General features: G+C 62.7%; 19 protein-coding genes and 1 tRNA gene. 12 read left to right on the forward strand and 8 right to left on the reverse strand.

Annotated elements, in window-relative coordinates; genetic code table 11:
• Positions 1-19: 19 nt before the first annotated feature.
• From araD1 to chvE, 4 genes are all read right to left on the reverse strand, one after another.
• Positions 20-1015: an AraD1 family protein gene (gene araD1, locus K6301_RS10755; protein WP_247216809.1), complete on the reverse strand. Its 996-nt coding sequence runs from the start codon at positions 1013-1015 to the stop codon at positions 20-22.
• 129 nt (positions 1016-1144) lie between these two features.
• Positions 1145-2353 carry a multiple monosaccharide ABC transporter permease gene (gene mmsB / locus K6301_RS10760; RefSeq protein ID WP_134646830.1) on the reverse strand — a complete coding sequence of 403 codons (1209 nt, stop codon included), beginning with the start codon at positions 2351-2353 and terminating at the stop codon, positions 1145-1147.
• Positions 2353-3888 carry a multiple monosaccharide ABC transporter ATP-binding protein gene (mmsA, locus tag K6301_RS10765; RefSeq protein ID WP_247216812.1) on the reverse strand — a complete coding sequence of 512 codons (1536 nt, stop codon included), beginning with the start codon at positions 3886-3888 and terminating at the stop codon, positions 2353-2355. The genes mmsB and mmsA overlap by 1 nt, the downstream gene beginning before the upstream one ends.
• 117 nt (positions 3889-4005) lie before the next feature.
• A complete protein-coding gene (chvE, locus tag K6301_RS10770) occupies positions 4006-5079 on the reverse strand; it encodes a multiple monosaccharide ABC transporter substrate-binding protein (RefSeq protein ID WP_247216814.1) in 1074 nt (357 codons plus the stop codon).
• A gap of 254 nt (positions 5080-5333) precedes the next feature.
• Between chvE and K6301_RS10775 the strand changes: the two genes are divergently transcribed.
• Positions 5334-6341, forward strand: coding sequence for a LysR family transcriptional regulator (locus tag K6301_RS10775; protein ID WP_247216817.1), 1008 nt, complete (start codon positions 5334-5336; stop codon positions 6339-6341).
• Between the two features lie 22 nt (positions 6342-6363).
• Positions 6364-6852, forward strand: a complete 489-nt coding sequence (locus K6301_RS10780; RefSeq protein WP_247216820.1) for a hypothetical protein — start codon at positions 6364-6366, stop codon at positions 6850-6852.
• On the opposite strand, the gene K6301_RS10785 is transcribed toward K6301_RS10780, so the two are convergent.
• On the reverse strand, positions 6849-7079 hold the full coding sequence (locus K6301_RS10785) for a hypothetical protein (protein WP_134646820.1): 231 nt from the start codon (positions 7077-7079) through the stop codon (positions 6849-6851). The genes K6301_RS10780 and K6301_RS10785 overlap by 4 nt on opposite strands.
• 191 nt (positions 7080-7270) lie before the next feature.
• Here K6301_RS10785 and K6301_RS10790 point away from each other — a divergent pair, with 191 nt between their 5' ends.
• The 5 genes from K6301_RS10790 to iolG all read left to right on the forward strand — a co-directional run bounded on the left by K6301_RS10790 (position 7271) and on the right by iolG (position 13028).
• Positions 7271-8083, forward strand: coding sequence for a TIM barrel protein (locus tag K6301_RS10790; RefSeq protein WP_247216822.1), 813 nt, complete (start codon positions 7271-7273; stop codon positions 8081-8083).
• A 249-nt stretch (positions 8084-8332) separates the two neighbouring features.
• A complete protein-coding gene (locus K6301_RS10795; protein ID WP_134646816.1) occupies positions 8333-9262 on the forward strand; it encodes a sugar ABC transporter substrate-binding protein in 930 nt (309 codons plus the stop codon).
• 90 nt (positions 9263-9352) lie between these two features.
• Positions 9353-10891 carry a sugar ABC transporter ATP-binding protein gene (locus K6301_RS10800; protein WP_247216824.1) on the forward strand — a complete coding sequence of 513 codons (1539 nt, stop codon included), beginning with the start codon at positions 9353-9355 and terminating at the stop codon, positions 10889-10891.
• Positions 10892-10923: 32 nt separating this feature from the next.
• Positions 10924-11943: an ABC transporter permease gene (locus tag K6301_RS10805; protein WP_134646811.1), complete on the forward strand. Its 1020-nt coding sequence runs from the start codon at positions 10924-10926 to the stop codon at positions 11941-11943.
• 92 nt (positions 11944-12035) lie between these two features.
• Entirely contained in the window at positions 12036-13028 is a 993-nt protein-coding gene (gene iolG / locus K6301_RS10810; protein WP_247216826.1) for an inositol 2-dehydrogenase, read from the forward strand.
• A 61-nt stretch (positions 13029-13089) separates the two neighbouring features.
• Here the strand turns inward: iolG and K6301_RS10815 are convergent, their stop codons facing one another.
• Positions 13090-14307, reverse strand: a complete 1218-nt coding sequence (locus K6301_RS10815; protein WP_247216828.1) for an ROK family transcriptional regulator — start codon at positions 14305-14307, stop codon at positions 13090-13092.
• 243 nt (positions 14308-14550) lie between these two features.
• Here K6301_RS10815 and xylF point away from each other — a divergent pair, with 243 nt between their 5' ends.
• The 5 genes from xylF (at position 14551) to K6301_RS10840 (ending at position 19191) form a co-directional block, all read left to right on the forward strand.
• Entirely contained in the window at positions 14551-15591 is a 1041-nt protein-coding gene (xylF, locus tag K6301_RS10820; RefSeq protein WP_247216829.1) for a D-xylose ABC transporter substrate-binding protein, read from the forward strand.
• Between the two features lie 164 nt (positions 15592-15755).
• Positions 15756-17066: a sugar ABC transporter permease gene (locus K6301_RS10825; RefSeq protein ID WP_247216831.1), complete on the forward strand. Its 1311-nt coding sequence runs from the start codon at positions 15756-15758 to the stop codon at positions 17064-17066.
• 12 nt (positions 17067-17078) lie between these two features.
• Entirely contained in the window at positions 17079-17864 is a 786-nt protein-coding gene (locus tag K6301_RS10830; protein WP_247216833.1) for an ATP-binding cassette domain-containing protein, read from the forward strand.
• Between the two features lie 149 nt (positions 17865-18013).
• Positions 18014-18090 (forward strand) — tRNA-Arg (locus K6301_RS10835).
• A 279-nt stretch (positions 18091-18369) separates the two neighbouring features.
• Positions 18370-19191 carry a hypothetical protein gene (locus tag K6301_RS10840; protein WP_247216835.1) on the forward strand — a complete coding sequence of 274 codons (822 nt, stop codon included), beginning with the start codon at positions 18370-18372 and terminating at the stop codon, positions 19189-19191.
• A gap of 37 nt (positions 19192-19228) precedes the next feature.
• On the opposite strand, the gene istB is transcribed toward K6301_RS10840, so the two are convergent.
• Both istB and istA read right to left on the reverse strand, forming a co-directional pair.
• Positions 19229-20041 carry an IS21-like element helper ATPase IstB gene (gene istB, locus K6301_RS10845; protein ID WP_220360291.1) on the reverse strand — a complete coding sequence of 271 codons (813 nt, stop codon included), beginning with the start codon at positions 20039-20041 and terminating at the stop codon, positions 19229-19231.
• Positions 20031-21557, reverse strand: coding sequence for an IS21 family transposase (gene istA, locus K6301_RS10850; RefSeq protein ID WP_220360292.1), 1527 nt, complete (start codon positions 21555-21557; stop codon positions 20031-20033). Before istA ends, istB begins: the two co-directional genes overlap by 11 nt.
• Between the last annotated feature and the right edge of the window lie 32 nt (positions 21558-21589).

Consider the following 21589-nt stretch of genomic DNA (forward strand, 5'->3'; position numbering starts at 1 on the left):
CAGCCTCCAGTCCCCAGCCTCAGAGCTGGCGGATTTCGATCTCTTCTTCCTTGGCGATGGCAAGCGGATTGCGCAGCGGCAGGCCGAACCCGTCAGCACCGATCTCGAACACGTCGCCTTCCTGCGTGCGGATGCCGTCGCCGAAGGACAGCGTCGCCGTGCCGAACATATGGACATGGATATCGCCCGGCACGCGGAACAGGCCGTATTTGAAGTGGTGGTATTCGAGATTGGCGAAGGTGTGGGACATGTTCGCCTCGCCGGAGACGAAGGGCTTTTCCCAAAGGACCTTGCCAACGCGGACGATGCGCGAGAAACCCCTGATGTCATCGGGTGCCGCGCCGACGCGGATTTCCGGGCCGAAGCTCGCCTGGCGCAGCTTCGAATGGGCGAGATAGAGATAGTTGATGCGCTCCGTCACGTGGTCGGAGAATTCGTTCGACACGGCAAAGCCGATGCGGAACGGCGCGCCATCGGCGGCGATGACGTAGATGCCAGCCATTTCCGGCTCTTCGCCGCCATCGAGCGCGAAGGACGGCGAGGTGAGCGCGGCACCGGGCGCGACGGCCTGCGTGCCGTTGCCCTTGTAGAACCATTCCGGCTGGACGCCCTTTTCGCCGGGCTTCGGCTTGCCGTTCTCAAGCCCCATGCGGAACATCTTCATCGAATCCGTCAGCGATTCCTCGGCGGCTTCGGAGGTCTTCTTGTGCATGGAATCGCGCGTGGCGGCCGAACCGAGATGGGTGAGGCCCGTGCCGGTGAGATGCAGATGCGCGGCGTCCGGATGGGTGATCGGCGGCAGCAGGCGGCCCGCGGCATAGGCGGCTTCGAGATCGACCTCGTCGCCGAGGCCCTTGCCGTCGATGACGGCCTTCAGCGACGTGCCCGCATTGGCGGCTTCCATGGCGAGCGCATAGACGCTCTCAGCACCCTTGACCGCGCGGCCCTTGCCGCCCTCTTCGCGTGCCACGACCGTGATCGAACCGTCAGCGTTGGATACCTGCGAAATCAGCATTTCCGTTTCCTTCCTCAAGCCGGCATCAGCCAAGGCTTCGCACCTGCGGCGGACACACGCCACCGCACTGGCCGCAGGCGCGGCCGGTCAAACATGCTTGCAATCCGTGCGGCCCGACCGGTTTCCCGGTCAGCCCTTGTTCTTGTTGTAGACGTCGAAGAACACGGCAGCGAGGAGCACCAGGCCCTTGATGAGCTGCTGGTAATCGATGCCGATGCCCATGATCGACATGCCGTTGTTCATGACGCCCATGATGAACGCGCCGATGACCGCGCCCGTGATCTTGCCCACGCCGCCCGACGCCGAGGCGCCGCCGATGAAGCAGGCCGCGATGACGTCGAGCTCGAAGCCGACGCCGGCCTTCGGCGTCGCCGAGTTCAGGCGGGCCGCGATGATCATGCCGGCGAGTGCGGCAAGCGCGCCCATATTGACGAAGGTGTAGAAGGTCAGCCGCTCGGTGTTGATGCCCGAAAGCTTCGCCGCTTTCTCGTTGCCGCCCATCGCGTAGACGCGACGGCCGATCGTCGTGCGCGTCGTCACGAAGGTGTAGAAGGCGATCAGCACGCCCATGACGACGAGAACGTTCGGCAGGCCGCGATAGGTCGCGAGCTGGAAGCCGAGGAAGATCGCCACGGCACCGATGATGAGCATCTGCACGGCGAAGAAGGCGAAGGGCTCGTTTTCGGTCTCATGCAGCGCATTGAGGCGACGCTCGCGCAGGCCGGCATAGATGGCGTAGGCCACGAGCAGCACGACCATGACAAGCGCGAAGTAGTTCTTGATCAGGCTCGTCGCGGGATCGGTAAAGGACAGGAAATCCGGCACGAAACCCGTCGAGAGGATCTGGAAGTCCTTCGGGAACGGACCGACGGGGCGGCCGCCGAGCACGACGTAGGTCATGCCTCGGAAGACCAGCATGCCGGCGAGCGTCACGATGAAGGACGGGATCTTCTGGTAGGCGACCCAGTAGCCCTGTGCCGCGCCCATGACGGCGCCGACCAGGATGCAGAGCGGCACCACGACGATGGCCGGCAGCCCCCATTTCACCAGCATGATCGCCGATATCGCGCCGATGAAGGCGACGATGGAGCCGACCGACAGGTCGATATGCCCCGCCACGATGATCAGCAGCATGCCCAGCGCCATGATGACGATGAACGAGTTCTGCAGGACGAGGTTGGTGATGTTGACCGGACGGAAGAGAACGCCGTTGGTGATGACCTGGAAGAAGATCATGATGACGACGAGCGCGACCAGCAGGCCATACTCGCGGATGTTCTTCCTGAGATAATCCCCCACCGAAGGCTGGGTCGTCTTTGTCGCTGTATCGGTGGCCATTAGTGTTTCTCCCCGGAGCGCATGATGGCGCGCATGATGGATTCCTGGCTTGCTTCCGCCTTGGAAAGCTCGGCCACGATGCGTCCTTCGTTCATGACATAGATGCGATCGCAGGTCCCGAGCAGTTCCGGCATCTCCGACGAGATCATCAGGATGCCCTTGCCCTCGGCGGCAAGCTGGTTGATGATGGTATAGATTTCGAACTTGGCGCCGACATCGATGCCGCGCGTGGGTTCATCGAGGATCAGCACCTCGGGATTTGTGAACAGCCATTTCGACAGAACCACCTTCTGCTGGTTGCCGCCCGAAAGATTGACCGCTTCCTGATAGATCGAATGCGAGCGGATGCGCAGCTTCTGGCGATAGCCGGAGGCGACCTTCGTCTCCTCGTGGTTGTCGATGACAGTGCCCTTGGACACACCGCCGAGATTGGCGAGCGTCGTGTTGTGCATGATGTTGTCGATCAGCACGAGACCGAGATGCTTGCGGTCCTCCGTCACATAGGCGAGGCCGGCGTCGATGGCCTTGGGGATCGTGCTGACATCGACCGGCTTGCCGCGCATGGTGACCTCGCCGGTGATCTTGTGGCCCCAGCTGCGGCCGAACAGGCTCATCGCCGTTTCCGTCCGCCCTGCCCCCATGAGGCCGGCAATGCCGACGACTTCGCCGGCGCGCACGGTGAAGTTCACATCGTGCAGGAATTGCCGGTCGCGGTGGTGCTGGTGGAAGACGTTCCAGGTCTTCACCTCCAGCAGCGTCTCGCCAATCTTTGGCTCGCGCGGCGGGTAACGGTCTTCCATCTCGCGGCCGACCATGCCCTTGATGATGCGGTCTTCGGAAATGTCCTCGTTATGACAGTCGAGCGTCTCGACCGTGCCGCCATCGCGCAGGATGGTGATCTGGTCGGCGACCTTCTTGATCTCGTTCAGCTTGTGCGAAATGATGATCGAGGTCATGCCCTGTGTGCGGAACTCCATGAGCAGCTTCAGGAGCGCATCGGAGTCCTTCTCGTTGAGCGAGGCCGTCGGCTCGTCGAGGATGAGCAGGCGCACCTTCTTGGAAAGCGCCTTGGCGATCTCGACAAGCTGCTGCTTGCCCACACCGATATCGGTGATCAGCGTGCCGGGCGATTCCTTGAGGCCGACCTTGTCCAGCAGTTCCTGTGTGCGGCGGAACGCCTTCTTCCAGTCGATGACGCCGTTCGTCGCGACCTCGTTGCCGAGGAAGATATTCTCGGCAATCGAGAGCAGCGGCACGAGCGCCAGCTCCTGGTGGATGATGATGATGCCCAGATGCTCGCTGTCGGAGATCGTGGAGAAACGGCGCACTTCGCCGTCGAAATGGATTTCCCCGTCGTAGGAGCCTGCGGGATAGACGCCGCTCAACACTTTCATCAGGGTGGATTTGCCGGCGCCGTTTTCGCCGACAAGGGCGTGGATCTCGCCTTCGCGGACCTTCAGGTTGACGTTGTCGAGCGCTTTCACGCCCGGGAACGTCTTCGTGATGCCACGCATTTCGAGAAGGGTCTTGCTCATATACAGTTTCCAGCGGTCATCCCCACCGGGCGGCGGGGGAACCGAGCCTATTCGCTCTGCGATCCGGAGAAAAGAGGTCCGCGCATGACGCGCGAACCTCCGGGAACAAAAGAACGATCAGTTCTTGAGCTGATCTTCCGTGTAGTAGGCCGAGTCCGTGACGAGGATCTTCTCGGCATTGGACTTGTCGACGGCAACCGGCTTCAAGAGGTAGGACGGAACGACCTTGACGCCGTTGTCGTAGGTCTTGGTGTCGTTCACTTCCGGCTCCTTGCCTTCCATGATCGCGTTGACCATGCCGACGGTGACCTTGGCGAGTTCGCGCGTGTCCTTGAAGACCGTCGAATACTGTTCGTCGGCGAGGATCGACTTGACGGACGGCAGTTCGGCGTCCTGGCCGGTAACGATGGCCATCGGCTGGTCGCCCGAGCCGTAGCCGACGCCCTTCAGGGCCGAGATGATGCCGATGGAAAGGCCGTCATAAGGCGACAGAACGCCATCGACGCGGCCATCGGTGTAGGTCGAGGACAGCAGGTTTTCCATGCGGGCCTGAGCGACCGCACCGTCCCAACGCAGCGTGCCGACGGTTTCCATGCCGGTCTGGCCCGACTTGATGACGATGTCGCCCTTGTCGATCAGCGGCTGGAGAACCGACATCGCGCCATCATAGAAGAAGAAGGCGTTGTTGTCATCAGGCGAGCCGCCGAAGAGCTCGACGTTCCACGGCTTGGTGTCCGGGAACTTCGCCTTGAGGCCGTCGACGAGGCTGGTAGCCTGGAGAACACCGACCTGGAAGTTGTCGAAGGTGGCGTAGTAGCTGACATTGCCCGAATCGCGGATGAGGCGGTCATAGGCGATGACCTTCACGCCGGCATCGGCAGCCTTCTGGAGGATGTCGGACAGCGTCGTGCCGTCGATGGCGCCGATGACCAGAACCTTGGCACCCTTGGTGACCATGTTCTCGATCTGGGCCAGCTGGTTCGGGATATCGTCGTCAGCAAACTGCAGGTCCGGGGTGTAGCCGGCTTCCTTGAACAGCTTTTCCATCGTCTCGCCGTCGGAAATCCAGCGGGTGGACGTCTTGGTGGGCATGGAGATGCCGACCATGCCCTTATCCTGGGCAAAGGACGGCGCCACGAACGACGCGACGCTCATGGCAGCGGCGGCGAGCAGCGAAGTGATCATTTTCATTGAAAGGTCTCTCCCTTTTGCGCACTGGCCCGAACTTCCAGCCAGGCATTGTTCTGTGCGCGATGGGCCGCATTCAGACGGCGGTCCAGACTGGCGGATACTTCATCCAGCCGTCCCCCTCCCCAGAGCCCAGCGCACATTCCGCAAAAAATCCACGGAATTGCCATAACTGTCAAATGCAATAAGCTTCTAATGAGATATCAAAACTGATATATAAAAGCCGATATATATTATTTTTAGGAAAAGCGGTCGCGATGCGCTCCGAAGACACCAGAGACGATCCAGGCTTTACCGACGAGGGCGCCGATGCCCTGCAGAATGTCGGTCTGCTGCGCAGCGGCCTCAAGCTCAACCACCTGCGCATGATCCTCGCTATCGAGGAGCACAAGCAGGTCAGCGCCGCCGCCGACGTTCTCAACATCTCGCAACCTGCCGCCTCCCGCATGCTGACGGACATGGAGACCATTCTCAAGGCACAGCTTTGTGAACGCGCGGCGCGGGGCGTCACGCTCACCGCCGCAGGCCGGGCGCTTGCGCGGCGTGCCCGTGCCATCCTGCTCGAACTGCGCGAGGTCGACCGCGAGCTTTCGGCGCTGAAATCCGGCACCGGCGGCTCGGTCTTTCTGGGCTCGGTGACGGCGCCCGCCATCAGCCTGGCCGTGCCCGCCATAAAGCAGGTCAGCGCCGCCTATCCCGGCATCGAGGTGAATGTGCGCGTCGAAACGAGCAACGTCCTTGCCCGCGAACTGCTTGATGCAAAACAGGATTTCATCATCGCCCGTGTGCCCGACGACCTCAATCCGCGCCTGTTCGACGTGACCGAGATCGGCATCGAGAAGGCCTGCCTCATCGTGCGCAAGGGGCACCCGCTGACGGAGAAGCCAGTCGTCCAACTGACGGACCTGCCGCATTACGACTGGGTCTTCCAGTCCGCCGGCACGCTTTTGCGCCGGCGCATCGAGGAGCTGTTCATCGCCGCCGGGGTGCCGTTGCCGTCCACCGTCGTCAACACCTCGTCGATCCTGCTCACGACCGCCATCGTGCACGGCTCGAACGCGATTGCCCCCGTCGCGCGCGACATGGCCACCTTCATCGCCGATGTCGGCGCGCAGGCCGGCGAAATCCGCATTCTCAACACGGATTTCGAGATTGACATCAAGCCTTACAGCCTTATCTCGGTCAAAGGGCGGGCGCTGCCCCCCAGCGCCAAACTGCTCTACGATCTGATCTGGCAGCGCAGCCAGACGCTATCACCGGAATGAGCAAGGACACACGATGCTCGGCATGACGGTTTTCGAATCGGTACTGGAAAGGCTGAAGGCCGAGGCGCTTCAGGCCGAGCCGGAAGACGACGCCGAGCCGATTACGCCCGTTCCGACGATCCGCGGCCTGACCAGCGGCTTTACCGGTCCCGGCGGCAACGACGCCTTCGTTTCCGGCTCGCAGGCGGCCGCCGCCTATCTCGACCTCTACGAGGAGGCAACGCCGCCGGAGCCCGCCGAACCCGCACCGTCTCCCCCGCCCCCGGCGCCACCGCCGCATCTGCTGCGCACCACGCTCGAGGAAGTGGCCGACGATCTGGCGCTCGATGGGACGGAGAGCGTCGATGATCTCGTCGGGCTGCGCCGGCGTTTCGCACGCGAGAACCATCCCGACCAGGCCCCGCCGGACATGCGCGCCAACGCCACCCTGCGCATGAAGATCGCCAACATGCTGATCGACGAAACGATCCGCCGGATCAACGTGGAAAAGAACCTCGGCCTGTCGCGCTAGCCCTTCGTCTCTCCCGTCTCTTCTGCCGATTTTTCGGCAGCGGCGGACGGCTTGAAGAAGAGGATCAGGTTGGCGAAGACATAGGCGGTGACGACGAGGAAGATCGTGCCCCAGGTCTGCTCGTTGTTGTAGAATTCCACGGCCGTCCATGCGGCGCACACCGCGACCAGCAGCAGCCGCCGCCATAGCGGACGGTAGAACGGGTGGTCGGTGTCGATGATTTTCATGAACGTCTCCTCGGTCCTCTCGCGCCTACATAGGCGGTTTTCCGGCATTAGGAAACCGGCTTTGCGTGCGCCTGCGACCCAAAGGCAGCGTCGCAACAATCGGCTTTGACGCCCCCTCCTGAACTGTCGATCATCGTGCGTGCATGCGAGACCGCCGCTCGGCGGTCGCAAGGACCGGAGGAAAACCATTCATGCCGCAGCTGACCTTTGCCCTCAACCACATGACCGCGCCGACCCTGCCGCTCGATGCCTTCTTCGCCCTGGCGGCCGGCCTCGGGATCGCGGCGGTCGAAATCCGCAACGATCTTCCGGGCAACGCCATTCTCGACGGCACGACGCCCGCCGATGTGAAGGCGGCGGCGCATCGTCACGGCGTCACCATTGTCTCCATCAACGCCCTGCAACGCTTCAACGAATGGTCGCCCGAGCGTGCGGCCGAAGCGCGTTCGCTCATCGACTACGCCGCCGCCTGCGGCGCGCAGGCGCTAGTGCTCGTGCCGACGAACGACGGCACCGGACAAGCCGACGGCGAACGACAGACCAACCTGCGCGCGGCCCTGACGGCACTCAAACCGCTGCTGGATGAGGCCGGCATCGTCGGGCTCGTCGAACCGCTCGGCTTCGAAACCTGCTCGCTTCGCTCGAAGCGGGAAGCCGCAGAGGCGATCCGATCCGTTGGCGGGGCCGGTACGTTCCGCCTTGTGCACGACACGTTCCATCATCACCTTGCCGGTGAGCCTGCGCTCTTTGCGGACCTGACGGGCCTCGTCCACATCTCGGGCGTCGAGGACAGCGGCATTTCCATCGGCGACATGCGCGACGGCCACCGGGTGCTGGTCGGCCCCGGCGACAGGCTGGGCAATATCGAGCAGATCAAGGCGCTGGCTGCCGCCGGCTATGCAGGCCCGCTGTCCTTCGAACCCTTCGCACCCGCCGTCCATGACCTCCCCGACCCGCAGGCCGCCATCGCCCGGAGCATGGCGTTCCTTTGCGAAACCGTCTGACCGCACCAAGCGGACCACACGTCCCGCCGCTGCTTTTCCCTGCCCCTCATGCCGAACCCGGACTGCAATGGAACAGACTTGACGCCATGCGCACAAAATGGAATAAACATTCCGAAGTTTGAAATTTGCGGTTTGTTTATTCTGTTTTGATCCTTGCATCCCGGGAGGAGCAAAGGTCATGGGCCCGCAAGGGCCGACCATCCGGATATGTCTGTGGTGCGCCGGACACCACATTGAGGAGGATACGACATGAAAAAATTCATCCTTGGCTCGGCGCTTGCCGTCATGATGTCCACCGCCGCCCATGCCGAGACGATCGGCGTGACGATGGCGCAGTTCGACGACAACTTCCTGACCGTTCTGCGCAACGGCATGTCCGATTACGCCAAGACGATGGACGGCGTGCAGCTGCAGATCGAGGACGCGCAGAACGACGTCGCCAAGCAGCAGAGCCAGATCCAGAACTTCATCGCCTCCGGCGTCGACGCCATCATCGTGACTGCGGTGGACACCGATGCGACCGCCGCCATGTCGAAGGCCGCGGCCGATGCGGGCATTCCGCTCGTCTACGTCAACCGCGAGCCGGTCAATGTCGACCAGCTTCCCGAAAAGCAGGCGTTCGTCGCTTCGGAAGAAACCGTCGCCGGTACGCTGGAAACGCAGGAAGTCTGCCGCCTGCTCAACGGCAAGGGCAAGGCCGTCGTCATGATGGGCGAGCTTTCCAACCAGGGTGCCCGCATGCGCACCAAGGCCGTCCATGACGTTCTCGCCACCGACGCATGCAAGGGCATCGAGATCGTGGAGGAGCAGACCGCCAACTGGCAGCGCACGCAGGGCCAGGACCTCGTCACCAACTGGCTTGCTGCCGGCGTCGAGTTCGACGCCGTGATCGCCAACAACGACGAGATGGCCATCGGCGCGGTCCAGGCGCTCAAGGCCGCCGGCCGCTCGATGGACAGCGTTGTCATCGCAGGCGTCGACGCCACCCAGGACGCGCTCGCCGCGATGGCGGCCGGCGATCTCGACGTCACCGTCTTCCAGGACGCGGCCGGCCAGGGCAAGGGCGCGCTCGACGCGGCGATCAAGCTTGCCAAGGGCGAGAAGGTCGAGGCGAAGGTCTACATCCCCTTCCAGCTCGTGACCCCCGCCAACATCGCCGACTACCAGCAGAAGAACTGATCGAACAGGGCATCGAAACCCTATGACAGGGAGGGCCGCGCGTCCGCGCGCGGTCCTCCGGTTTCAGGTCGATCCGGGAGGGAGAGGACGATGGTCAGTCCGACCACCATGGCCGCGGTTCGCGCAAGCGGCGCCATTCCGAATGCCGAATACCTGCTTTCCGCAGAGGGCATCCGCAAGGAATTTCCGGGTGTCGTCGCGCTCGACGACGTCGAGTTCAAGCTCAAGCGCGGCTCGGTGCATGCGCTGATGGGCGAAAACGGCGCAGGCAAGTCCACGCTGATGAAGATCCTTGCCGGCATCTACACGCCCGACCAGGGCGAGGTGCTGCTGAAGGGCCAGAAGATCCGCCTGCAATCACCGCTCGACGCCTTGGAGAACGGCATCGCCATGATCCATCAGGAACTGAACCTGATGCCCTTCATGACGGTCGCGGAAAACATCTGGATCCGCCGCGAGCCGAAGAACCGCTTCGGTTTCGTCGACCACGGCGAGATGAACCGCAAGACGACTGCGCTGTTCAAGCGCCTCAACATTACGATGGACCCGGAAACGCAGGTGCGCGACCTCTCCGTCGCCAATCGCCAGATGGTGGAGATCGCGAAAGCCGTCTCCTATGAAAGCGACGTCCTCATCATGGACGAGCCGACCTCCGCGCTGACCGAACGCGAGGTGGCCCATCTCTTCACGATCATCCGCGACCTGCGTTCGCAGGGCATCGGTATCGTCTACATCACGCACAAGATGAACGAACTGTTCGAGATCGCCGACGAGTTCTCGGTGTTCCGCGACGGCAAGTATATCGGCACGCACGCCTCCAGCGACGTGACCCGCGACGATATCATCCGCATGATGGTGGGCCGCGAGATCACGCAGATGTTCCCCAAAGAGGAAGTCCCGATCGGCGATGTCGTCCTGTCCGTGAAGGACTTGAGCCTCAAGGGTGTTTTCCACGACGTATCCTTCGATGTGCGCGCCGGCGAAATCCTCGGTATCGCCGGGCTCGTGGGTTCGGGGCGCTCGAACGTCGCCGAGGCGATCTTCGGTGTGGTGCCGGCCACGTCGGGCACGATCTCGATCCATGGCAAAGACGTCGACATCGACAGCCCGAACACGGCGATCAGGCACCGCATGGCGTTCCTGACCGAGGATCGCAAGGAGACCGGCTGCCTGCTGATCCTCGACATCCTCGAGAACATGCAGATCGCCGTTCTCCAGGATCGGTTCGTCAAGGGCGGCTTCGTTTCCGAAGGAGAGCTGGCGAAGGTCTGCGAGGAGATGAGCCGCAAGCTGCGCGTCAAGACGCCGAACCTGTCGGAGCGCATCGAGAACCTGTCGGGCGGCAACCAGCAGAAGGTGCTGATCGGCCGCTGGCTTCTCACCAATCCGCGCATCCTCATCCTCGACGAGCCGACGCGCGGCATCGACGTCGGCGCCAAGGCCGAGATCCACCGTTTCGTGACCGAGCTCGCGCGCGATGGCGTGGCCGTCATCATGATCTCGTCGGAAATGCCCGAGGTTCTCGGCATGAGCGACCGCGTCATGGTCATGCATGAGGGGCGCGTCACGGGCTTCCTCGACCGCGCCGAGGCGACGCAGGTCAAGGTCATGGAACTGGCAGCCCAGTAAATTCAGGCCCAACGGCCACCAGGGAGGTAATCATGAGCACGAATTCCGCAGCGCAGGCACAGGCCGCAGCGCAGAAATCTGCCCGCCGGCTCCCGCCGGAACTCAACATCTTTCTCGTCCTCATCGGCATCGCGCTGGTCTATGAAGTCCTTGGCTGGATCTTCGTCGGCCAGAGCTTCCTGATGAACACCCAGCGCCTGACGATCATCATCCTCCAGGTCGCGGTCATCGGCATCATCGCGGTCGGCGTGACGCAGGTCATCATCACCGGCGGCATCGACCTGTCGTCGGGCTCGGTCGTCGGCATGACGGCGATGTTCAGCGCCTCCCTCGCCCAGGCCTCCACCTGGCCGCGCGCGCTCTATCCCTCACTGACCGACCTGCCGGTCATCGTGCCGCTCGCCGTCGGCATCGGCGTCGGCCTGCTTGCCGGCATCATCAACGGTCAGCTGATCGCCAGGACCAAGATTCCGCCCTTCATCGCGACGCTCGGCATGATGGTGTCGGCGCGTGGCATGTCCAAGTGGTACACGAAGGGCCAGCCGGTCTCCGGCCTCACCGAGCAGTTCACATTCATCGGCACCGGCATCTGGCCCGTCGTCATCTTCCTGGTCGTCGCCGTGATCTTCCACATCGCGCTGCGCTACACCCGCTATGGCAAGTTCACTTATGCCATCGGCGCCAACGTGCAGGCCGCGCGCGTCTCCGGCATCAATGTCGAATCGCATCTCGTGAAGGTCTATGCCATCGCCGGTGCGCTGGCCGGCCTCGCCGGCGTCGTCACGGCGGCGCGCGCCCAGACGGCCCAGGCGGGCATGGGCGTGATGTACGAACTCGACGCCATCGCGGCCACTGTCATCGGCGGCACCTCGCTTGCCGGCGGCGTCGGCCGCATCACCGGCACGGTCATCGGTACCGTCATCCTCGGCGTCATGACCTCGGGCTTTACCTTCCTGCGCGTCGACGCCTACTATCAGGAAATCGTCAAGGGCGTGATCATCGTGGCCGCCGTGGTCGTCGACGTCTACAGACAGAAGAAGCGCAAGACGTGAATTAAAAGAGCGAATAGGGAGTAGCGAATAGCTATGCCTTTTCAAAAACTATTCGCTGTTCCCTACTCGCTACTCACTCACATGAGGACAACATGACTGTAAGATTTGGTCTTCTCGGCGCCGGCCGTATCGGCAAGGTCCATGCCAAGGCCGTGACCGGCAATCCGGATGCCAGGCTGGTCGCGGTCGCCGATGCCTTTCCGGCGGCGGCCGAGGCCATCGCCGAGCAATATGGCTGCGACGTGCGCACGATCGAGGCCATCGAGGCGGCAAGCGACATCGATGCCGTCGTGATCTGCACGCCGACCGACACCCATGCCGATCTGATCGAGCGCTTCTCGCGCGCCGGCAAGGCCATCTTCTGCGAAAAGCCGATCGATCTCTCCGTCGAGCGCGTCAGGGCCTGCATGAAGGTGGTCGAGGAGACCAAGGGCAAGCTGATGGTCGGCTTCAACCGCCGCTTCGATCCGCATTTCATGGCCGTGCGCAAGGCCATCGAAGACGGCCGCATCGGCGACGTCGAGATGGTGACGATCACCTCGCGCGACCCCGGCGCCCCGCCGGTGGACTATATCAAGCGTTCGGGCGGCATCTTCCGCGACATGACGATCCATGACTTCGACATGGCGCGCTTCCTGCTCGGCGAAGAGGTGGCGACGGTTTCGGCAACTGCCGCCGTGCTGGTCGACCCGGAAATCGGCAAGGCTGGCGACTATGACAGCGTCTCCGTCATCCTTCAGACGAAGTCCGGCAGGCAGGCCATCATTTCCAACTCGCGCCGCGCCACCTACGGCTACGACCAGCGCATCGAGGTGCACGGCTCCAAGGGCGTCGTCTCGGCCGAAAACCAGCGCCCGGTCTCCATCGAAATCGCCAACGGCGACGGCTATACGCGCCCGCCGCTGCACGACTTCTTCATGACCCGCTATACGGAAGCCTATGCCAACGAGATCGCGAGCTTCATTGCCTCAATCGAGAAGGGTGCCACGATCACGCCGTCCGGCGCCGATGGCCTTGCGGCCCTGCTACTCGCCGACGCCGCCGTGAAATCCGTGGAAGAGAAACGGCAGATCGCCGTCGTCTGACGGCCGTCTCCTCCCAAGCAACTGGCCGGGCGCTTCGTCGTCCGGCCTTTTTTGTCGGGCTTCATTCCGCGGCCTTCGTCGCGATGATGTCGTGATCCATCTCCGCAAGCGCGCGGGCGAGATGCCCTTCCAGCGCCAGCGTTGCCTCCTCGGGCACGATGGAGATCGGCGGCGCGCCGAAAAGGCGGACCTGCTGCGATTGCGCAAGTCCCTCCTCCACGCCGCGCTGCATGAGATCGAAATAGCGCGTGCCCGGCCCGGTGATGGCGATCGGCATGGTCTCGTAGAGGCTCACCATGCGCGAGAGCCCCTGCCCCAGCGCAAGACCCGCCTGGCGGAAAGCGTATTCCGACATGCGATGGCCCTGGCGCGCCCTGAGCGCGATCTTGTCCATTTCCGCAAGCGGCACGAACTTGGCCGGGATGGTGTCCGGCGGCACTTCGAACGCGGTGCGCAGGATGCCGTAAAAGCCTGCGGAGGCCTCGATGCAGCCCTGCGCGCCGCACCGGCACAGCTTGCCATCCGCCGAATTGAGCATATGGCCGAAATTCGGTGCCGTGACGGTCAGTTCGCCCATGTGATCGAAACGGGCGATGCCAAGCCCGATACTGTGCCCGAGCGACAGGGCCGCCACGGCATGCAGATCGTTCACGCGCGCCTTTTCCATGCGCGAGGCCATGGCATGGGCCACCAGAAGCGTCTCGTTGCTGAGCAGGATCTTCGCCCGCCAGGCCGGCTGGAGCAGAGCGGCGAAATCGACCTGCTGCGCCCCGAAGACCGGCGACCAGACCAGCCGCGCCGATGCCGGATCGACAAGCCCCTTGCTGCTGATGGAGACGACGAGCACATCGTCGCGCCGGATCTGCGACCGCTCCACCAGCCTTTCAAGCGCCGCCACAAAGGCGGCCGCGAAGGGCCCGGTCGAGACATCCGCATGATTGCGCGGCTCCTCGAAGCGGTCGAGCAGCGTGCCGCCATAATCGGCCAGCGAATATTGCACCATATCGGACGAGATGCGCACGGCGATGAGATAACCGGCCTCGCGTCGCTGCCCGAAGATGACGCGGGGGCGTCCGCGCGAGGCCGCCGCCTGCTGTTCGCGGCGCTCCAGAACCTCCGCCCTCTCCAGATCCGCGGTGATGGCGGAGACGGTGGCGGATGCCAGGCCGGTATGCTGGGAAATGTCGGTGTGGGCGAGCGGGCCATGCCGGCGAAGCGATGCCAGAACGAGCGCGCTGTTTTGCTGACGCACAAGCTCCGTGCTCGATTTTGTCAGCATCTTCCGATTCCATTCGCTCTTTCAGGCGGCAACACATGCTCCTCCCAAAGCATCTGTCACGCTGTCGTTCAAGGCCTTCACGCCCTGGTTGACAGCCTGGAAAACTTCTGACATTTATTTTCTCGACTGTCGAGAAAAAAGTCCCGGCATGGTCGGGAGGGGCATCGAGGCAGTGTTATCGTGACCGGTCGTTGATGGGGCGGGAGGTTCGCCCGGCGGCCGGCGTTCACTTGGGAGGATATTATGAAGTCCGTTTTGAAGCTGATGGCAGGGGCTGCCATCATCGTTTCCATGCATTCCGCTGTTCACGCCAAGGACCTCGTGGTCGGCGTTTCCTGGTCCAACTTCCAGGAAGAGCGCTGGAAAACCGACGAAGCCGCCATCAAGGCCGCTCTCGAGGCAACCGGCGACAAGTACATTTCCGCTGACGCCCAGTCGTCGGCAGCCAAGCAGCTGACAGACGTCGAGTCGCTGATCGCCCAGGGCGCCAACGCCATCATCGTGCTTGCCCAGGACAGCGACGCCATCGGCCCGGCCATCGAGAAGGCCGCGGCAGAAGGCATCCCGGTCGTCGGTTACGACCGCCTGATCGAGAACCCCTCGGCCTTCTACATCACCTTCGACAACAAGGAAGTCGGCCGCATGCAGGCCCGAGAAGTGTTCAAGGTGAAACCGGAAGGCAACTACGTCTTCATCAAGGGCAACTCGGCCGACCCGAACGCCGACTTCCTCTTCGCGGGTCAGCAGGAAGTGCTGAAGGAAGCGATGGATGCCGGCAAGATCAAGAATGTCGGCGAAGCCTACACCGATGGCTGGAAGCCGGAAAATGCCCAGAAGAACATGGAGCAGTTCCTGACGGCGAACGACAACAAGGTCGACGCGGTCGTCGCCTCGAACGACGGAACCGCCGGCGGTGCGATTGCCGCACTCGCAGCCCAGGGCCTCGCCGGTTCCGTTCCGGTCTCCGGCCAGGATGCCGACCACGCCGCGCTCAACCGCGTCGCGCTCGGCACGCAGACGGTCTCCGTCTGGAAGGACTCGCGTGAACTCGGCAAGCGCGCCGCGGAAATCGCAGCCCAGCTCGCCGGTGGCAAGACCATGGACGAAATCGAAGGCGTCACCACCTTCAACGACGGCCCGAAGGGCGTCGAGATGAAGTCTGTCTTCCTCGCACCGCTGCCCATCACCAAGGACAACCTGAACGTCGTCATCGACGCGGGCTGGATCTCCAAGGAAGCAGCCTGCCAGGGCGTTGCCGCCGGTTCCGTCGCGGCTTGCAACTGACCGCCCGCATCCGGGCAACAAGCTGACCATTGACCAGGCGCCGCGACCCACACGTTGCGGCGCCTGTGCGAGATCGGCAGCGGGCGCGGGACGAGACGGCAATCGATCCTTGAAAAACCGCCCGGACGGATACGTTAAACAGACATGAGGGGAACGGCAAAGCCATGGCCGACATCACCACTACCGCCGCCAATCGCGCGCGATCGGCAAGCGAGAACCCGGTGAAGCGCTTCTTTCGCGCCACCGAAATCGACACGCGCCTGCTCGGCATGGTCGGTGCCCTGCTGATCATCTGGATCGGCTTCAACATCCTGTCGGGCGGCCTGTTCCTGACACCGCGCAACCTGTGGAACCTCTCCGTTCAGACCGCGTCCGTCGCCGTCATGGCAACGGGCATGGTGCTGGTCATCGTCACGCGCAACATCGATCTCTCGGTCGGCTCCATCCTCGGCTTCGTCGGCATGATCATGGGCGTGCTGCAGGCCGAGATCCTGCCGCAGGTGCTGGGCTTCAACCACCCGGCAACCTGGATCCTCGCCCTTCTCGCGGGCCTGCTGCTCGGCGCGGCCATCGGTGCGCTGCACGGCGCGATCATCGCCTTCCTCAACGTTCCCTCCTTCATCGTCACGCTCGGCGGCCTTCTCGTCTGGCGCGGCGCCACCTGGTTCGTCACCAGCGGCCGCACGGTCGCGCCCATGGACGCCACCTTCCGCCTGATGGGTGGCGGCACCGAAGGCTCGATCGGCGCCACGGCAAGCTGGATCGTCGGCGCGCTGGCCTGCATCGCGATCGTCGCCACCATCATCAATTCGCGCAAGCAGCGCCAGCGCTTCGGCTTCCCGCAGCGGCCGATGTGGGCGGAGTATTTCCTCACCGCCGTGGGCTGCGCGCTGGTGCTCGGCGCCATCGCCGTCGTCAACAGCTACCCCTGGCCGGTCGCCATCGCCCGCAAATATGCCGATGCCAACGGCATCGCCTGGCCTGACGGCGGGCTGTTCATTCCGCACGGCATCGCCATTCCCGTGCTGATCGCCATCGTCGTCGGCATCGTCATGACCTTCATTGCCACGCGCCTGCGCTTCGGCCGCTATGTCTTCGCGCTCGGCGGCAACCCCGAGGCGGCCGAGCTCGCCGGCATCAAGACACGCTGGGTGACGGTCAAGATCTTTGCGCTGATGGGCATGCTCTGCGCCATCGCCGCCGCCATCTCCACCGCCCGCCTCAATGCCGCGACCAACGCGCAGGGCGAGCTCGACGAGCTCTACACGATCGCGGCTGCCGTGATCGGCGGCACGTCGCTTGCCGGCGGCATGGGCACAATCGCCGGCGCCATGCTCGGGGCGCTTGTCATGCAATCGCTGCAGTCGGGCATGGTGCTTGTTGGCATCGATACCCCGTTCCAGCGCATCGTGGTCGGTATGGTCCTCGTCGTCGCCGTCTGGCTCGACACGGTCTACCGCGCCCGCGCCAAGTAAGGAGCCGCACCAATGACGGACACTCGTACGCCCCTCGTGGAGATGAAGAACATCTCCATTTCCTTCGGCGGCATCCACGCCGTCGACAACGCCTCCGTCGACCTTTATCCCGGCGAGGTCGTGGCGCTGCTCGGCCACAACGGCGCGGGCAAGTCGACGCTCATCAAGATCCTCTCCGGCGCCTACAAGCGCGACAGCGGCGACATCCTGATCAACGGCGAGCCCGCCGACATCAACAACCCGCGCGACGCCAAGAAATACGGCATCGAGACGATCTACCAGACGCTCGCCGTCGCCGACAATGTCGACGCCGCCGCCAACCTCTATCTCGGCCGCGAACTGCGCACCCCCTGGGGCACGCTCGACGACGTGGCGATGGAGGCCAAGACGCGCGAGGTGATGGGAAGGCTCAACCCCAACTTCCAGCGCTTCAAGGAGCCGGTAAAGGCGCTTTCCGGTGGCCAGCGCCAGTCGGTGGCGATCGCCCGCGCCATCCTGTTCAACGCCCGCATCCTCATCATGGACGAGCCGACGGCAGCGCTTGGCCCCCAGGAGACCGCGCAGGTCGGCGAACTGATCAAGCAGCTGAAGAAGGAGGGTATCGGCATCTTCCTGATAAGCCACGACATCCACGACGTCTTCGACCTCGCCGACCGCGTCTCGGTGATGAAGAACGGCCAGGTCGTGGGGCACGCCCGCACCGAGGACGTCACCAAGGACGAGGTGCTCGGCATGATCATCCTCGGCAAGGTGCCCGAAAAGGCCATCCCCGGCCCCGGCGCCATGCAGACGACCTGATCCGCCCGACAAAGGAAGCCGCCCCCCGGCGGCTTCCCCCTGGCATCACAGCCAGCCATCAGTTCACCTTTTCTCCAATTTCCCGATTGAAGCCCGCCCCCACCTGGGCTAAGAACCCTTCATCGGACAGGCGATTCATCGCCCTGGATGCACCCGTAGCTCAGCTGGATAGAGTGTTGGATTCCGATTCCAAAGGTCGCAGGTTCGAATCCTGCCGGGTGCGCCACTGAACTGCTTGATTTTATTGATTTATCAGCTTTTTCTTGTCCTCGTATGCGCTGGAAATAAGCTAGCTCAGTCCTAGCCCAGTAGCGCATGCGCTTGGGAATTCTTCAATGATTCCAAGGTAGCTTTCCGAGGCTTGGACACGTCGCTAGCGCAGTTTCAGCGCAGCGCACCGACCATAGCAACTCGAAAGGTGCCCCACGTTATGCTGCAAAGCCCGGCCTCAACGAAGAAGACCCCGTTTTCGCTCTTCCAGCGAGAAGGTACGCGGAACTGGTCGATGCGATATTCGCTCGGCGGCAAGCAATACAAGAGGACGCTGGGAACCGCGAACGAGGAAGAGGCGCTGCAACGGGCCTATGAAATCTGGCACGAGCAAAGCTTTCGCAACAAGCAGGGCCTTTCGCTGGATAGCCGCTCCTTTGTCGAGGTGGCGGAAGAGTTCATTGAGAAGGTGGTAGCTGAGGCCGAGCGCGACGAACGCAGCAAATACCACCCGATCTATTGGCCGCCGATCATTCGCCGTTTCCCGGTCGGCTACTTCGGGGATCGAGCCATCGAGACGATCACCACCGCCGACATCGAGCGCTATCTGGAGTGGCGCAAGACCTATTGGACGAACGGCCCCGGCATTCACATTCAAAAAATACGATGCGAACGCGAAGATGGCCGGGTTTTCATTCGCCCCGCACCGCGCAAGGTTGCAGCCCTGAGCACGGTCAAGGGCGAGATGGTCATCATCCGCGAGCTATTTGAGCAGGCTGCGAAATGGGGCTATTGCAAGCCAATCATAATCCCGGCTGTTAGAGCGAAAAAGAAACCCGACACGCGCCGTCCGGGGTTCGCACCGGAGGAATACGAACGTCTGCTCGGTAAGAGCCTGGAGCGGATCAGCGAGCCCCAGCAATCGGTGAGGCTCATCAAGGCGAAAGACGGTCGGGTCTGGACGCAAAGCACGCTTACTAGCCGCGTGCGGTCGGATCGCGTTCGTCTGCACGCCTTTATAGAGTTCATGGCTAGTTCGGGCCTGCGACCCACAGAGGCAAAGAACCTCAAATGGAGCAACATTCTCCGCTATCGCCAGACTGTTGATTTGCACTGAGAGCTGACCCGGGATTTGCGCCGAGAAGTGACCCGCCTTAGGTATCGTCCGTCGTGGTTGGGGTGGTCAAGTTCCTGCGTTTCTCCTTCGTCGTTTTGGGCTCATGGGCCGAACTGTTTTTGAAGCGGAAGCTGTCGTTGCCGGTTTCGAGGATGTGGCAATGATGTGTGAGGCGGTCGAGCAGCGCGGTGGTCATCTTGGCATCGCCAAACACGCTGGCCCATTCGCTGAAGCTCAGGTTGGTGGTGATGATGACGCTGGTGTGCTCGTAGAGCTTGCTTAGTAGATGGAAGAGCATCGCACCGCCTGAAGCACTGAATGGCAGGTAGCCCAGCTCGTCGAGGATGACGAGATCGGAGTGTGCCAGGCGGTTGGCGATCTGGCCTGCACGACCTTGGGACTTCTCCTGCTCAAGCGCGTTGACCAGTTCCACGGTTGAGAAGAACCGAACCCGCTTGTGATGATGTTCGATGGCCTGGACGCCGATGGCCGTGGCAATATGCGTCTTGCCCGTGCCGGGACCGCCGACCAGGACGATGTTGTTGGCGTCGTCGAGGAAGTCGCAGCGATGAAGCTGACGGACCAGTGCCTCGTTGATCTCGCTGCTGGTGAAGTCGAAGCCGTTCAGATCACGATAGGCTGGAAAGCGTGCCGTCTTGAGCTGGTAGGCCGTCGATCGCACTTCACGTTCCGCGGTCTCAGCCTTGAGGAGCTGCGATAGGATCGGGATGGCAGCCTCGAACGCCGGCGATCCCTGCTCGGTGAGTTCGCCAACGGCCTGGGCCATGCCGTGCATCTTCAGTTGCCGCAGCATGATGACGACAGCGCCGCTTGCCGGATTATGACGCATGGCGAACCTCCGTCTTTCTCAGCGCATCGTAACGTTCGACATTCGCCTTGGGCTCATTGGTGAGCGTCAAGGCCTGAGGCGCGTCGATGGTGGGCGGTGTGAAGGATTTGCCGTCGACGAGGCGATGCAGCAGGTTCAGCACATGCGTCTTGGTCGGAACGCCGGACTTCAGCGCCATGTCCACGGCCGACAACACGGCCTGTTCGTCATGCTGGAGAACAAGGGCCAGGATATCGACCATCTCGCGGTCGCCACCCGGCTTCTTCAGGAGATATTGCTGCAAGGCCCGGAATGCCTCCGGTAGCTCAACGAATGGAGCGCCATTGCGAAGAGCACCGGGCTTGCGCTGCACCACCGCCAGATAGTGCCGCCAGTCGTAAATGGTCTGTCCTGGCCGATCGTGAGAACGGTCGATCACGCGGCGATGCTCGCACACGATCTGCCCCTCCGCTGCGACGACGACACGATCCGGGTAAACCCGCAGGCTCACCGGTCGATTGGCGAAGGATGCCGGGACGCTGTAGCGATTGCGCTCCAGATGGACGAGGCAGGTTGGCGTGACCCGCTTTGTATACTCGACGAAGCCGTCGAACAGGCGGGTAACAGGCATCAGCGCCAGAGCTTCCTCAGCCCAGATGTCAGCAATGGTGCCGCGCATCTGTCCGTGTGGGGTCTTTGCCCAGAACTCCTTGCATCGACGCTCCAGCCAGTCGTTCAGGGCATCCAATGATGGAAACCGTGGAACAGGTTGGAAGAAGCGATGACGCGCATCCTGAACATTCTTCTCGACCTGTCCTTTCTCCCAGCCGGACGCGGGATTGCAGAACTCGGGCTCGAACACATAGTGACTGGCCATTGCCAGGAAACGGACATTGACGTCGCGCTCCTTGCCACGGCCGACCTTGTCGATCGCCGTGCGCATGTTGTCGTAGATACCGCGGCCGGGAATGCCGCCAAACACGCGGAATGCATGATTGTGGGCATCGAACAGCATCTCATGCGTCTGAAGGAGATAGGCCCGAACAATGAAGGCACGGCTATAGCTTAGCTTCGTATGTGCGACCTGCAGCTTGGTGCGCTCGTTGCCGATAATGGCCCAGTCTTCCGACCAGTCGAACTGGAACGCTTCGCCTGGTTCGAAGGCCAGAGGCACGAACGTTCCGCGCCCTGTCGTCTGGAATTCCCTCTGCCGGTCTGACTTCCATTCCCGGGCAAAGGCTGCAACGCGGCAATAGGAGCCGTCGTAACCGAGGCTCACCAGGTCGGCATGAAGTTGCTTCAGGGTGCGCTTCTGCTTGCGGCCCTTCTTCGATTCCGTCTTCAGCCAGGCCGACAGCCGATCCGCGAAAGGATCAAGCTTGCTCGGTCGCTCCGGGACCTTGAACTTCGGCTCCACGCCGTCCAGGCGCAGGTATTTGCGGACGGTGTTCCGGGACAGGCCGCTCCTGCGGCAAATCTCCCGGATCGATAGATGCTCTCGAAAATGCCAGCGTCGTATTACGCTCAGTAACGCCATGTCGATCACTCCAGAGCCCCCGCTGAAACCTC

It is taken from the genome of Shinella oryzae (assembly GCF_023038235.1).
Lineage (GTDB): Bacteria > Pseudomonadota > Alphaproteobacteria > Rhizobiales > Rhizobiaceae > Shinella > Shinella sumterensis.

What these genes read in the sequence shown, in the direction of transcription:
- K6301_RS10775 (WP_247216817.1), top strand. Translation starts at nt 5,334, where the DNA reads ATGCGCTCCGAAGACACCAGAGACGATCCAGGCTTTACCGACGAGGGC.
- iolG (WP_247216826.1), top strand. Translation starts at nt 12,036, where the DNA reads ATGACTGTAAGATTTGGTCTTCTCGGCGCCGGCCGTATCGGCAAGGTC.
- istB (WP_220360291.1), bottom strand. Translation starts at nt 20,041, where the DNA reads ATGCGTCATAATCCGGCAAGCGGCGCTGTCGTCATCATGCTGCGGCAA.
- K6301_RS10780 (WP_247216820.1), top strand. Translation starts at nt 6,364, where the DNA reads ATGACGGTTTTCGAATCGGTACTGGAAAGGCTGAAGGCCGAGGCGCTT.
- mmsB (WP_134646830.1), bottom strand. Translation starts at nt 2,353, where the DNA reads ATGGCCACCGATACAGCGACAAAGACGACCCAGCCTTCGGTGGGGGAT.
- istA (WP_220360292.1), bottom strand. Translation starts at nt 21,557, where the DNA reads ATGGCGTTACTGAGCGTAATACGACGCTGGCATTTTCGAGAGCATCTA.
- araD1 (WP_247216809.1), bottom strand. Translation starts at nt 1,015, where the DNA reads ATGCTGATTTCGCAGGTATCCAACGCTGACGGTTCGATCACGGTCGTG.
- K6301_RS10840 (WP_247216835.1), top strand. Translation starts at nt 18,370, where the DNA reads ATGCGATATTCGCTCGGCGGCAAGCAATACAAGAGGACGCTGGGAACC.
- K6301_RS10790 (WP_247216822.1), top strand. Translation starts at nt 7,271, where the DNA reads ATGCCGCAGCTGACCTTTGCCCTCAACCACATGACCGCGCCGACCCTG.
- K6301_RS10805 (WP_134646811.1), top strand. Translation starts at nt 10,924, where the DNA reads ATGAGCACGAATTCCGCAGCGCAGGCACAGGCCGCAGCGCAGAAATCT.
- K6301_RS10785 (WP_134646820.1), bottom strand. Translation starts at nt 7,079, where the DNA reads ATGAAAATCATCGACACCGACCACCCGTTCTACCGTCCGCTATGGCGG.
- mmsA (WP_247216812.1), bottom strand. Translation starts at nt 3,888, where the DNA reads ATGAGCAAGACCCTTCTCGAAATGCGTGGCATCACGAAGACGTTCCCG.
- xylF (WP_247216829.1), top strand. Translation starts at nt 14,551, where the DNA reads ATGAAGTCCGTTTTGAAGCTGATGGCAGGGGCTGCCATCATCGTTTCC.
- K6301_RS10830 (WP_247216833.1), top strand. Translation starts at nt 17,079, where the DNA reads ATGACGGACACTCGTACGCCCCTCGTGGAGATGAAGAACATCTCCATT.
- K6301_RS10825 (WP_247216831.1), top strand. Translation starts at nt 15,756, where the DNA reads ATGGCCGACATCACCACTACCGCCGCCAATCGCGCGCGATCGGCAAGC.
- K6301_RS10795 (WP_134646816.1), top strand. Translation starts at nt 8,333, where the DNA reads ATGAAAAAATTCATCCTTGGCTCGGCGCTTGCCGTCATGATGTCCACC.
- chvE (WP_247216814.1), bottom strand. Translation starts at nt 5,079, where the DNA reads ATGAAAATGATCACTTCGCTGCTCGCCGCCGCTGCCATGAGCGTCGCG.
- K6301_RS10815 (WP_247216828.1), bottom strand. Translation starts at nt 14,307, where the DNA reads ATGCTGACAAAATCGAGCACGGAGCTTGTGCGTCAGCAAAACAGCGCG.
- K6301_RS10800 (WP_247216824.1), top strand. Translation starts at nt 9,353, where the DNA reads ATGGTCAGTCCGACCACCATGGCCGCGGTTCGCGCAAGCGGCGCCATT.